Genomic DNA, 12,246 nt, shown 5'->3' on the forward strand with positions numbered 1-12,246 from the left:
TCAGTTGGCCGGGAACACGAGGAATTGTTCGTAGCGCTGCGCACCATCCGGTTCCGCGAAGGTCGCGATCGACAGCTTCCGGTCGGGATAGGTCACAACGTAGCGGCGCTGGACGAAGCCACCGCGCAGCCGCTTGGGTCCGGCGAGTTCGAAGCTGGTCGGCGCGCCCAACGGGGCGAGGCTGCTCTTATAGTCGGCGAGCACCTGCGGCGTGAAATAATAGGATGCATTGGGCGTCAGCTTCGACCGGTCGAGCGTGCCGGACCGCAGCGAATCGAACAGCGCGCGGGCCTGCGCGGTCTTTTGGATTTCGGCCGCATCCGCGGTCGCCGGCAGCACGACCTTCGCAATGCCATTGGCGATGGTGACGAAGGCGTCGCCGAAATCGGCATTGGTCAGCACGACCACCGCCGCTTTCTGTTCGGGGAAAACGATGTTTTCGGACAGGAAGCCGACCGCCTCGCCGCTATGCTCGACATAGGGCACGCCGGCGCGTTTGCCGAGGCTGACGCCCAAGCCGTAATTGGTCGTGCTGCCGTCGTTGAGCAGCACCGGCTTTTCCTGAGCGGCCCAGTCGGCGGCGGGCAGCAGGCTGCGATCCATGCGCGCGACGTCCCATTTCGCGAGATCGGCGGCGCTCATCGACAGCTCGCCGGCCGCGAACAGCCAGCCCTCCGCGGGCGGCGGCGCGGCGCGGACGGGGCCCAAAGCGTTGCGGTGATAGCCGACGGGGAAACCGTTGCCGACCGCCTTGTCCTGATCGATCGCCTTGATCCCCAGGGGCGCGAAGATGCGCCGTTGCAGGAAGGTCATCAGTGGCTCGCCCGCCGCCTTTTCGGCGATCATGCCGGCGACGACATAGCCGGTGTTCGAATATTGCCATTGCGTGCCCGGCGCGAAATCGAGCGGCTTCTTCGCCCAGCGATCGACGATCGCTTGCGGCGTCGTCGGCTTTTCCATCGCGGCGAAGCTATAGTCCTGCGGCCAGTAATCCTGCAGGCCCGAGGTGTGGCTGAGCAACTGGCGGATGGTGATTTTATCGCCGCCGCTGATGCCGGGCAGCCATTTGGCCACCGTATCGTCCATCGATAATTTGCCGTCGTCGGCAAGCAGCAGCAGCGCCGCGGCGGTGAACTGTTTGGAGATCGATGCGATTTGATACGGCGCGTCGGTGCGCGCGGGCACGCCCTTCGCCTGCTCGCCATAGGCCTTGACCAGCACGATCTTGCCACCGCGCACGATCGCGACCTGCGCAGACGGCGTGGCCGTGGCGGCGAGGCCATCGGCAACGACCTTGTCGACCGCGGCGAGTTCGGTGGGGGAGAGCGCCTGCGCCTGCACCGCTGCGGGAGCGATGGCGAGCGCACAGGCTGCGGCGAATGTCGGGAGCTTCATCGCGCCTAGCTGCCACATCGGCCGCGATGGGCGAAAGTGAAATCGACGTCAGCGTTTCGGCCACGCCCATTGCGGGCCGAAGCGATCCTGCGTGCGCGTTTCGCCCAATTCCTTTTCCAGCGCGATGTCGCCGACGTCGCCGCTGGCGCGCAACGCATCGAGCAAAGCGCTGCTGTGGGAGACAACGATGATCTGGCAGGAGCGGGCGGTGGCGGTGAGGAGTCGGGCGAGCGGCAGCAGCAAAGAGGGGTGGAGGTTCGCCTCGGGCTCGTTCAATACCATCAGCTCGGGCGGACGAGGCGACAGTAACGCTGCGACCAGCAGGACGTACCGCAGGGTGCCATCGGATAATTCGCGTGCGTCGAGCGCCCGAAGCATACCGGGTTGGCGCAGGCCGAACGAGGGACGAGCGCCCTCGCCACCGATAAGCGTGATCGTCGACCCGGGAAAGGCGTCGTCAATCGCCGCTGCCAACGCCTCCCCATCGCCAAAGAATTGGATGGTCGCGATCGCGGCAACGAGGTCCGATCCATCGCCCGCCATGACGGGCGTGTAGGTGATGATCTGCGGCCGCCGGACCGGTGCGTCGAGATCCGTCCGCAGGCTGTCGTAGAAGCGCCAGTTGCGCATGCGCTCACGCATCAGCAGCAACTCCAGGCCATCGACGGGATCGGCCGCGTGCGTGACCATCGATTCGAAGCCCGACAGGTCGATGGGGCTTCGCCGCCATTCGCCGGTGTCGGCCGTGCGCAGGTTGACGACGCGCCCTCGACGCTCGGCGAAGGCATTGGCGCGGCCGAGCCTTTCGCCCGTCCACATCGCCTCTACCTTGATCTCAGGATCGCCCGCGAAGCCGGTGCCGGGGATCGGCGGCCCGATATCGATCGCATAACCGAAGTCGGGACCGGAGAAACCGAGCCTGAGGCTGACCGGTCCGGTCCGCACCGTTCCCTGCACAGGCACGCGCCCGGCGCGCATGTCGCGGCTGATCGTCTCAGGACCAGCCCATAACACTGACGCCAATCCGCCGTCCTGGGCGAGCGAGGCGAGGAGCCGGCCCTGCGCGACGTCGGCCAGCAGACGCAACGCGCGATACAGGCTGGATTTGCCCGAACCATTCGGTCCGGTGACGATCGTTAGCGGCGACAGCTCCAGCGTAAGGTCGCGGATCGAACGATAGCCGCCGATCGCCAGCCGCGTCATCATCGCCGTCGTCTCCCGCCGCAGACCGATGATCCTTGCAGGGGAACGCTGCGGCGTCTAGCGTGGACCGCTAAGTCCTTACGCCGGCACGCCGTACAGGTCGTGCTCGTCGGCGTCCTCGATCGTTACCGGTACGATATCGCCGACCGAGAGATGGGCGGCGTCGCGCAGGAAAACCTGGCCGTCGATTTCGGGCGCATCGGCCTGGCTGCGGCCTGTGGCGCCTTCCTCGCCGACCTCGTCGATGATGACGGGCAGGGTGCGGCCGACCTTGGCGGCGAGCTTTGCGGCGCTGATCGCGGCGGTCTTTTCCATGATCCGCTGATAGCGCTCTTCCTTGACCTCCTCCGGCACCGGATCGGGCAGCGCATTGGCGGCGGCGCCCTCCACCGGCTCGAAGCGGAACGCGCCGACGCGATCGAGCTGTGCCTCATCCAGCCAGTCGAGCAGATATTGGAAATCGGCCTCGGTCTCGCCGGGGAAGCCGACGACGAAGGTCGATCGGATCGCGATGTCCGGGCAGATGTCCCGCCACTGGTGGATACGCTGCAACACCTTGGCGTCGTTGCCCGGGCGCTTCATCGCCTTCAGCACCGACGGCGCGGCATGCTGGAACGGGATGTCGAGATAGGGGAGCACGAGCCCTTCCGCCATCAGCGGAATGACCTGATCGACGTGCGGGTAGGGGTAGACGTAGTGCAGCCGCACCCAGGGCGCGATCTGGCCCAGTTCGCGGGCGAGATCGGTCATGTGCGGCACGACCTCGCGCCCCTTCCATATCCGCGGTTCCTTGCGGATGTCGATGCCGTAGGCGCTGGTGTCCTGGCTGATGACGAGCAATTCTCGCGTGCCGGCGGCGACCAGTTTCTCCGCCTCGCGCAGGATGGCGTCGGGGCGGCGGCTGACGAGGTCGCCGCGTAAGCTGGGGATGATGCAGAAGGAGCAGCGATGGTTGCAGCCTTCCGAAATCTTCAGATAGCTGTAGTGACGCGGCGTCAGCTTCAGCCCGGCGTCGGGGATGAGGTCGATATAGGGCGACAGGTTCGCGGGCGCCGCCTCATGCACCGCCTCGACCACCTGTTCGTATTGATGCGCGCCGGTGACGGCGAGGACCTGCGGGAAGCGGGCGCGAATGACCTCCGCCTCCTTGCCCATACAGCCCGTCACGATGACGCGGCCGTTTTCCGCGATCGCCTCGCCGATCGCCTCCAGGCTTTCTTCCTTGGCGGAATCGAGGAAGCCGCAGGTGTTGACCAGCACGACGTCGGCGCCGGCGTAATCGGCGGACATCTGATAGCCGTCGGCGCGCAGCTGGGTGAGGATGCGTTCGCTGTCGACCAGATTCTTGGGACAGCCAAGCGACACCATGCCGACGCGCGGCGGAGAAGGAAGACGAGTTGCCATGAGAGCGCGCGACATAGTCGATTTGGCGCGCTTTTGCCAGATGGCGCGGCACGGGCGGCCATTCGTCGCATCCGGGGGCGATGCCGCTCGACAGCCTGCCGCGCAGCCGCCACATCGAACCGACGGGAGTGATCGTGCATGCTGGCAATAGGATTGATGTCCGGGACGTCGCTTGACGGGATCGACGCGGCGCTGATCGAAACGGATGGCGAAGGAGAGGTGCGGCCGCTGGCCTTTCGCGGCGAGCCCTATTCGGACGCGGCCCGCGAGCAATTGGCCGCGGCGACCGCGCTGGCGCTGACCTTCGATCGGCCGCGCGCTTCGCCCGATATCGTCGCGGCGGGCGAGCTGATCGACCGGACGCATGCCTTTGCCGTCCACAAGCTGCTGCGCGATGCGGGCGTGGCGGCGGCGGACGTGGCGGTGATCGGCTATCACGGGCAGACCGTCGCGCACCGGCCCGACCGCGGCTGGACGTGGCAGATCGGCGATGGCGCCGTGCTGGCGCGTGCGACCGGCATCGCGGTGGTCAGCGATATGCGCAGCGCGGACGTTGCTGCAGGCGGGCAGGGGGCGCCGTTGCTCCCGATCTATCACGCCGCGCTGACGGCCGGGCTGGAGCGGCCGGTGGCGGTGCTCAATCTCGGCGGCGTTGGCAATGTCACCTTCGTCGGCGCGGATGGCGCGCTGGTCGCGTTCGACACCGGTCCGGCGAACGGCCTGATCGACAGCTGGGTCGAGGCGGAAACCGGCGCGCGTTACGACGCCGATGGTGCGCTTGCCGCGTCGGGGCATGTGGACGAGGCGGTGCTGACCGCGATGCTCGACCACCCCTATTTTGCCGCGCCGTCGCCCAAGAGCCTCGACCGCAACGACTTCACCATTCAGCCGGCGCGCGGCCTGTCGGCGGCGGACGGCGCGGCGACGCTGACCGCCTTTACCGCCGCGACCGTGGCCGAGGCGCTGGACCAGCTGCCCGCGCGGCCGAAGCGCCTGATCGTCGCGGGCGGGGGCCGTCACAACCCGACGCTGCTGCGCATGATCGGCGAGCGCACCGGCATCGCACCGGAAGCCAGCGATACGCTCGGCTGGGACGGCGACGCGTTGGAGGCGGAGGGCTTCGCCTATATGGCGGTGCGGACGCTGAAGGGACTGCCGATCAGCTTCCCCGGCACGACCGGCGTGCCCCATCCGCTGCCGGGCGGCCGCGTCGATCGGCCCTGACGCTTATGCCCGGCCGTACTGATCGGTAGTGCGTCGGCCGCTCCTGGCGCTTTCCGTCAGGAAGGCGGCCATGCCGATCAGCTTGTGGCGCAGGCAGAACGTGTAGAAGGCCCGAATGCTCTTATGCGCGCGGACCGGGCGTAGCAGGTCGAGCCGCAGCGATCCGACGTCCTGCATGAGGTAGCGCAGCACCCGCCGGTCCCTGAACAGGAATTTGGCGTAGAGCGCGCCGTCTCCGACGCTGTACCCCGCCAGCAGGGCGCGTTCCTCGGCGGCGAGCCGGCGTCCGTGGTGATGGTCGACGACGAAATGGGGCTCGTAACGCAGCGCGATCCCCGCCGCCTGCGCACGCAGCAGATAGTCGGTGTCCTCGGCGGCGCGGAACGGCGCGCCCGCGCCGAACCGCTCGTCGAAGGCGCCGACCCGATGCAGCACATCGCGCGTCATCGCCAGATTGGCGCCCATTACGAACCCGCCCGGAAACTGATCGGGCGTCGCGATCATCGGATGGTCTTCCAGCTTGATCGTGATCGGCAGGTCGTCGGGATCGCCGGGCAGAATGCGGCCGCCGACGATCGCCGAACCGCCCAGCGCCGCGAAACAGCGGGCGAGCGCGATGAAATAATCGGGGTGGAGGCGACAGTCGTCGTCGGTCATCGCGACGATCGCGCCGCGCACGGCGGCGAGACCGACGTTTCGCGCGCGGGCCAGGCCGGGCCGGTCGCTGTGGAGCAGGCGGACGGGGAAGGACTGTTGCGCCTGCCACGCCGCCAGCCGATCGGCCGTGGCGTCGGTCGAGCCATTGTCGACGATGACGACCTCGATCGCCGGTGCCCCTTCCTGCGCGGCGGCGTGGGTGATCGAGGCGAGCAGGCGCGGCAGCGCATCGGCGCGGTTGCGCGTGCAGACGAGCAGGCTGATCGCCGGGATGGCGGTCATGCCGCGACGGATCGTGGCGGCGACGGCAGTGCGTGGAGCAGGCGCGGGCTGCCCTGGGTCCATGTCGCGACGTAGCGGCCGATCTTGCCGTAATCATTGTCGAAGACGATGTGGGGGATATCGAGCAGCAGCGCGAGGATATGGCCGTGCAGGCGATCGGTGGCGATCGTCTGTCCTCGCGACAGCAGGCGCAGGCCGCGCGCGACACGCGCCGTGGCGAGGGCGGCGTGGTCGCCGGACAGGCCATCGTCGTCTTCCAGCCAGTCGCAGACGATCGCGTCCGCCGGGAGCGGCGGAGTATTGTCGACTCGCTCCTTGTCGGTACGCATCAGCGCCAGCACCGGCACGTCCGGCTCCCGGCGCGCCTGCCACCCGAGCGCGAAGGCGGAATCCGGGGCGAGCGAAGCGACCGTCCCGACCATCTGTTGCGCGATGGCGAGGCTGGCGGTGTCGCGCGCGTAGAGCGTCAGCCCCGGGTGCCGTGCCGCGATGCCTGCGAACCGCGCCGCTGCCGACGCATCGCGGAAGTGGATCGACTGCGGCAGCTGCACCACCACGCGGTCGCGCAGCCGCTCGAGCACGGTTTCGCGCAACTGCTGGTGGTGTGGCCAGATATCGCCCAGATTGCCGCCCCCGTGCAGGAAGACGATGCCGTCCGGGCAGGCGGCGCGCAGCGCGTGCTCGTCGAAATCGTGCCACGTGCAGACATAGTTCGGATCGCGTCCGGTGATGCCGCGCAGCATGACCAGTTCGCCCAGCCAGATCGCGCTGTCACCGACATTGGCGTGATCGGGAAAGTCGAGCAGCGCATAGCGGCTGCCCAGCGTCAGGTGCCGGCGGTAGAGGGTATCGAGCGCGGCTCGCTGCGCCGCGACGACGTCGCTCATGCCGCCAGCCTGACGTCGCCGGCGATCACGGTGCGGTACAGCGCCTCGCAGCGGTCGAGCCAGCGATCGTGCGTGAACAGCCGCTGCACGCGGTCACGCGGGACGTCGGGGGGAATCGCCATCGCCTCGCGCATCGCCGTGGCCAGCGCGGCGACATCGCCCGGGGCCGCGAACCGGCCGGCGTCGCCGACGACCTCGCGCGCCGCACCCATGTCGAATGCTGCGACGGGCAGGCCGCACGCCATCGCCTCTGCCGCGACCAGTCCGAACGGCTCGTCCCAACAGGGTGTGAAGACGAACAGCGAGGCGCGGCCAAGTTCCACCGCCAGGTCCTCGGCGTTGCGGTGCCCGGCATAGACGACGCCGTCGCCGAGCAGCGGCGCGACCTCTGACGAATAATAGTCAGGATCCTCGATCCCCCCGAACAGCGTCAGGCGGATGCCGGCGGCGCGTGCGGCCCGGGCGGCGAGATGCGGCCCCTTGTTGGGCGTGATGCGCCCGCACCAGACCGCCTCGCCGTTGCCGTGCGGGCGATAGGGCCAGCGATCGATATCGATGCCGTTGTGCAGCACCGATACCTCCGCCGGTGCGCCGTTCGGCCACCAGGCCTCGCGCTGCCGCGCCGAGGTGATGGTCAGATGATGGCGCGGCGACGGGCTCTGCTGCACGAACCAGTGCAGCGCGTCATAGGGGGGCACGTGCAGCGAGGTGACGGTCGGCACCGCCTCCGTCCGGCGTCGCTCCAGCGGGAAGCGGTGCAGGCTGTTGTTGTGGACGACATCGAACCCGCCGGCCGCGATCCGGTCGCATGCCGCGGCATAGCCCGCGTCGAGATGCGCGATCAGCGGCGCCGAGCCGCGATGCTCGGCCCACGGGAAGGTACGCTCGTAATGTTCGGCGAGCACGGGATCGATCGTGAAGCGCGGATCGCTGTCGCCCGAGGCGAACAGGACGACGTCGTGGCCGCGATCCTGCAGCCCGGCGGCGAGGTGCCAGCAATGCGCCTCCATGCCGCCTGCGAACGGCTGTGCGATACGCTGGCGGACATGTGCGAGGATGGCGATCCTCACGCGGCGACCGCCTCCGGTGCGCGGGCGGCGGCGGCTTCGAGTTCGCGCAGCACGCGCGCGGTATTGGCATAAGGCTGATGGCTCTGCTGGCCGGTCAGCGCGCGGTCGCCGTCATGGGCTTCGCGCAGGATGCGGATCGGCCGGCCGGGCGTGTCGTCGATCAGCCCCATCAGGCGGAACGCGTGCAGCCAGTGGCCCATCGTCCGATAGCCCCATTTCGCCTCGAACAGCTGCGCGTTGCGGACCACGCTGTCGATATGGTGGACGGGCGGCATGTGGTGCGGGTGATATTGGTGATAGGCGAGCCCGCCCTTGATCCAGGCGATCGTGACGTTCGCCTGATCCAGCGTCTTGCCGAAATCGGTATCCTCGCCGCCATAGCCGACATAGCGTTCGTCGAAGCCGCCGACGCGCAGGAACGTCTCGCGGCGCATCGCGAAGTTGAGCGACCAGAAGCAGCGATAATCGGCACACACTTCCAGCCCCTCCGCGGGCGGCCCGCGGCGGTCCGAGTGCCGTTCGGCGACCGCGGCGAAACCGGAATAGGACCAGTCGCCCGCCGTCGCGCCGCCGGGCAGGTACATCACCTCGCCCATCAGCAGGCCATCGAACGTGGCGGCGAAGCCGGCGTAATCGGCGACCAGTTCCGGCGTGGGGATACAGTCCATGTCGAGGAACACGAGTACCTCGCCCTGCGCCGCGCCCGCCGCGACGTTGCGCGCCATCGCGAGCGGCAGCGCATCGGCGTCGATCCGGATCTGGCGGATGGGAAAGGGGGCGTCGGGCAGGTCGTAGAGCGTGTCCTGCATCACCGCGACGATCAGCTCAACCGGCCGCATCGTCTGCTGCGATAGCCCGCGCACGACGTTGACGAGGTGATCGGGGCGGCCCTTCGCCAGGGTCACGACGGAGACGGAAGTCATAGGATGCGGGGCTCCAGGGAGAGGGAAGGGGTGGCGGCGAGCGGCGTCCACAGTCGGTCGGCGAGCGCTTCGAGCCAGAGGGCGGCGCGGTCGGCCGGCGTGTCGTCGATCATTGCGCGCTGGCGGTCGGGGCGGTGGTCGCGCAGCGTGTCGGCCAGTGCCGCGCTCCAGCCATGCGCCGACGAGGGCAGGTGCGGGCGCACGGTCGCGACGCCGGCGGCGGCGAGTGCATCGGCCTTGCGATGCTGTTCGTCGAAATAGCGCCATTCGGGCACTGCCAGCCATGGCCGTCCCGAAGCGAGGATTTGCTGGCAGGTGGTGTTGCCGGTCGAGGCGATGACGAGGTCCGCCGCCGCGATATGGTCGGCGGCATCGTCCACCCAGCCGCGATGCTCGACATTGGCGGGCTCAGTGGCGTGCCAGTCGCGCTGGACCTTGCCGATCGTGATCCAGCGTGCCGCCGGGCGCGCACGTGCGCCGACGCCGATCGGCGCCTGCGCGAAGCCATCGCCGCCGCCCCCCGACAGGACGAGGATCATCTCTTCGTCCGCGCCAATGCCGATCCGCTGCCGCGCTACCTCGCGCTCGGGCACACGGACATCGACGCCGAGGCCGCCGGCGAAACAGGTCCGGGCGCGTAACGCCGCGTCCCAGTCGGGCTGCGCGAGATCGGCGTGGAAGGGCGCGAGCAGCCCCGCCGCGCCGTCATAGGCGGCACGGTGGCCGGCATCGCCGCGGTCGCCGTGTTGCAGGACTTTGACGTGCGGCACCGAACAGATGCGCGACAGTTGCGCGATCTCGGCCGAGACGTCGCAGATCATCAGCGCGGGGTCGGCGCTGTCGAACCACCCCGCCAGCATCGCCATCGCGCGACGGATGCCGGGCCAGCCCAGCGGCGCGCAGTGCAACGTCTGCGGCGTCGGCACCCAGTCCATCGTCGTCGCCTCGTCGCCCGTGGCTTCGAACAGAGAGGGCAGACGGACGACATCAACCTGCGGGGGCAGCGCGGGAAAGATGTCGTCACGCGCGCAGAAGATCGTCATCGGCCGCGTCGGCGGCAGCGCGTTGGCGATCGCGGCGCAGCGTTCGGCATGGCCGCGACCCTGATGATGGACGAAATAGCCGAAGGGGCGCATCATGCCGCCACCGAGACGGGCAGGTCGGCGGTGGACGCATCCGCCAGCCCCAAGGTCGCCAGCCCCTCCAGCACGCCGCCGGCATGATGGCGGCGCACGCGCAGCAGGCCGGGGCGTGGCGACAGATAGGCCAGCTCGCCCCCCGCATTGCCGACGACGATGGCATGGCCGCACGCCGCCAGCATGTCGGCGTCGTTGCCGCTGTCCCCTGCCGCGATACAATCCGCCAGCGTCAGGCCGCGCCGGGCGGCATAAGCCGCGATTGCCTGTGCCTTGCCGCCGGTGGGCGCGAGCACGTCGATCAGGCGGCCGTGCGAGAAGATGACGCGCGCGGCCAGCCCCGCTGCCGAGAGTGCTTCGCGGATGCGGCCGGCCTCGGCAGCGCCGCCGTAGAAGCTGATCTTGTGCGGCCCCGCCGTCGCGGCCGGTTGCGCCGTCACGCCGAGCGGCGCGAGCGTCGCGGCGACGGCGTCGCGATCCCAGTCCGCATCCAGCGTGCGCGCATAGTCCGCGCAGGCGCGCCACCCGCCGGTTCCGTCGGGCAGCATCAACCGGGTGCCGACATCGACGATGAACGCATCGGGCTGCGGCAGGCGCCAGCGCTTCAGGATCATCCGCGCGGCGTCGAAGCCGCGGCCGGTGGCGATGATGAAGGGCAGGGGGCTCGCAGCCCGCCACGCCGCGAAGGCGCGCGCGCCCTCGACGCAGCCGGTCAGCGTATTGTCGATGTCGCAGGCAAGCAGGCGGGGCGCCGCCAAGTCGCCGTACAGCGCGCGGGTAGCGGCCGCATAGCGATGCCAGCAATACAGATCGGCACGGGTGCGTGCAGCGGTGGCGAAGGCGAGATGCCGGGTGGGATCGCCGACGATCGCGCGGATCGCCGCACCGATCGCGGCCGTATCCTCCGGATCGATCAGCAGGCCATGGCCGATCATCGCGACGATATCGGCGGGACCGCCGTTGCGCGTCGCGACCACCGGCACACCCGCCGCCGCGGCCTCGACCAGCGTCAGGCCGAAGGGCTCGTGCAGCGCCGGGTTGACGAAGACGCCGCCGCGCGCTGCCCGCGCATACAGCGCCGCCACGTCATCGGCATCGTGCTGCGGCGGCAGGGCGATGCGCCCCCGCATGCCCGGCCGGTCGGCGATCGCCTGCAATTCCGCAAGCGACGCCCGCTCATCGGCCGAGGCATAGGCATGCTGCCCGGCCAGAATGACTAGGTTCGCTTGTGCCTGTAGCGCGGGATCGTCGGCATAGGCGCGGGCGAGCGCAGCGAGATTCTTTTTCGCGACGGGCCGCGCGATGGCGAGAATGATCGGCAGGTCCGGGCGCTCGAACCAGTCGCCCAGCCGGTCGGCCAGCGTATCCGGCCCCGGCACGCAATCGCGGCGCGGTACGCCCGGCGCGACGACCGTCACCCGGTCGCCGAGCGCAACGCCATAACCGCCGACCTGACGCGCCGCCTCTTCCTCGGTCGACACCACGATCGCTGAGGCCCCTTCGATCGCGGCGCGTTCGGCGGCGATCCGGGCGTCGAGGCCGGGGCATTCCAGGCGCTGCATCCGCTTGTCGATGCCGAGCGCGTGCGGCGTGTAGACGAAGGGGATGCCGAATCGACGCTGTGCCGCCATGGCCACGGCGGCGGCATCGGCGAAATGCGCGTGAATCACGTCGGGGCGCCGCTCTTCCTGTTCGAGCATCGCGCAGAACGCCTCCGTGAAGGCGGCAAGGTCGGCGCCCAGTGCCTCCTTCTCGAGATAGCGATGGTCTGCGGTCGCGATGCGGCGGATCGTCACCTTCGGCGCGACGACCTCCTCCGCTTGCGCGTGGACGGGATCGAGCCGTTCGTCGGCGAACAATCGTGTGGCGATCGTCACCGCATCGACATCGGAGCGCAACGCCTGATGGCATGCCGCATCGAGGACATAGGCGATATGGCCACCGGTATCTGCCGTCACGCCGAAATTGACGGGCGGCGCCTTCAGACAACCGCCGAGCGCCAGATGTACGATGATCACGAGCGCCCCTTCTTGCTTTATCAGGGCTCAACGACAGTTTGGTCGAT

10 protein-coding genes are annotated in these 12,246 nt (G+C 69.1%); 1 reads left to right on the forward strand and 9 read right to left on the reverse strand.

Annotated elements, in window-relative coordinates; all coding sequences use genetic code 11:
• The 3 genes from ACP7A3_RS13745 to rimO form a co-directional block, all read right to left on the reverse strand.
• Entirely contained in the window at positions 1-1,413 is a 1,413-nt protein-coding gene (locus tag ACP7A3_RS13745; protein WP_426255971.1) for a serine hydrolase domain-containing protein, read from the reverse strand.
• A gap of 30 nt (positions 1,414-1,443) precedes the next feature.
• Entirely contained in the window at positions 1,444-2,601 is a 1,158-nt protein-coding gene (locus tag ACP7A3_RS13750) for an AAA family ATPase (RefSeq protein ID WP_426255972.1), read from the reverse strand.
• Positions 2,602-2,676: 75 nt separating this feature from the next.
• Positions 2,677-4,002: a 30S ribosomal protein S12 methylthiotransferase RimO gene (gene rimO / locus ACP7A3_RS13755; protein ID WP_426255973.1), complete on the reverse strand. Its 1,326-nt coding sequence runs from the start codon at positions 4,000-4,002 to the stop codon at positions 2,677-2,679.
• Between the two features lie 138 nt (positions 4,003-4,140).
• On the opposite strand from rimO, the gene ACP7A3_RS13760 reads away from it, so the two are divergent.
• Entirely contained in the window at positions 4,141-5,226 is a 1,086-nt protein-coding gene (locus ACP7A3_RS13760; RefSeq protein ID WP_426255974.1) for an anhydro-N-acetylmuramic acid kinase, read from the forward strand.
• A 3-nt stretch (positions 5,227-5,229) separates the two neighbouring features.
• On the opposite strand, the gene ACP7A3_RS13765 is transcribed toward ACP7A3_RS13760, so the two are convergent.
• The 6 genes from ACP7A3_RS13765 to ACP7A3_RS13790 are packed head-to-tail and all read right to left on the reverse strand — an operon-like array spanning position 5,230 to position 12,199.
• A complete protein-coding gene (locus tag ACP7A3_RS13765) occupies positions 5,230-6,165 on the reverse strand; it encodes a glycosyltransferase family 2 protein (RefSeq protein ID WP_426255975.1) in 936 nt (311 codons plus the stop codon).
• Positions 6,162-7,052, reverse strand: coding sequence for a polysaccharide pyruvyl transferase family protein (locus tag ACP7A3_RS13770; RefSeq protein WP_426255976.1), 891 nt, complete (start codon positions 7,050-7,052; stop codon positions 6,162-6,164). The genes ACP7A3_RS13765 and ACP7A3_RS13770 overlap by 4 nt, the downstream gene beginning before the upstream one ends.
• Entirely contained in the window at positions 7,049-8,122 is a 1,074-nt protein-coding gene (locus ACP7A3_RS13775) for a glycosyltransferase (protein WP_426255977.1), read from the reverse strand. The genes ACP7A3_RS13770 and ACP7A3_RS13775 overlap by 4 nt, the downstream gene beginning before the upstream one ends.
• Entirely contained in the window at positions 8,119-9,045 is a 927-nt protein-coding gene (locus tag ACP7A3_RS13780; RefSeq protein WP_294283290.1) for a galactosyltransferase-related protein, read from the reverse strand. The genes ACP7A3_RS13775 and ACP7A3_RS13780 overlap by 4 nt, the downstream gene beginning before the upstream one ends.
• Positions 9,042-10,184 (reverse strand): glycosyltransferase, encoded by a 1,143-nt coding sequence (locus ACP7A3_RS13785; protein WP_426255978.1) that lies wholly within the window; start codon positions 10,182-10,184, stop codon positions 9,042-9,044. The genes ACP7A3_RS13780 and ACP7A3_RS13785 overlap by 4 nt, the downstream gene beginning before the upstream one ends.
• The gene (locus ACP7A3_RS13790) at positions 10,181-12,199 is read right to left on the reverse strand and encodes an HAD family hydrolase (RefSeq protein ID WP_426255979.1); all 2,019 of its coding nucleotides are present in this window, start codon (positions 12,197-12,199) and stop codon (positions 10,181-10,183) included. Before ACP7A3_RS13790 ends, ACP7A3_RS13785 begins: the two co-directional genes overlap by 4 nt.
• Between the last annotated feature and the right edge of the window lie 47 nt (positions 12,200-12,246).

The sequence above is a fragment of the Sphingomonas sp. DC5200-1 genome, assembly GCF_049897245.1.
Classification (GTDB): domain Bacteria; phylum Pseudomonadota; class Alphaproteobacteria; order Sphingomonadales; family Sphingomonadaceae; genus Sphingomonas; species Sphingomonas aquatilis.

Coding starts and splice junctions, on each gene's coding strand:
- ACP7A3_RS13745 (WP_426255971.1), bottom strand. CDS start 1,413: ATGTGGCAGCTAGGCGCGATGAAGCTCCCGACATTCGCCGCAGCCTGT.
- ACP7A3_RS13750 (WP_426255972.1), bottom strand. CDS start 2,601: ATGATGACGCGGCTGGCGATCGGCGGCTATCGTTCGATCCGCGACCTT.
- rimO (WP_426255973.1), bottom strand. CDS start 4,002: ATGGCAACTCGTCTTCCTTCTCCGCCGCGCGTCGGCATGGTGTCGCTT.
- ACP7A3_RS13760 (WP_426255974.1), top strand. CDS start 4,141: ATGCTGGCAATAGGATTGATGTCCGGGACGTCGCTTGACGGGATCGAC.
- ACP7A3_RS13765 (WP_426255975.1), bottom strand. CDS start 6,165: ATGACCGCCATCCCGGCGATCAGCCTGCTCGTCTGCACGCGCAACCGC.
- ACP7A3_RS13770 (WP_426255976.1), bottom strand. CDS start 7,052: ATGAGCGACGTCGTCGCGGCGCAGCGAGCCGCGCTCGATACCCTCTAC.
- ACP7A3_RS13780 (WP_294283290.1), bottom strand. CDS start 9,045: ATGACTTCCGTCTCCGTCGTGACCCTGGCGAAGGGCCGCCCCGATCAC.
- ACP7A3_RS13785 (WP_426255978.1), bottom strand. CDS start 10,184: ATGATGCGCCCCTTCGGCTATTTCGTCCATCATCAGGGTCGCGGCCAT.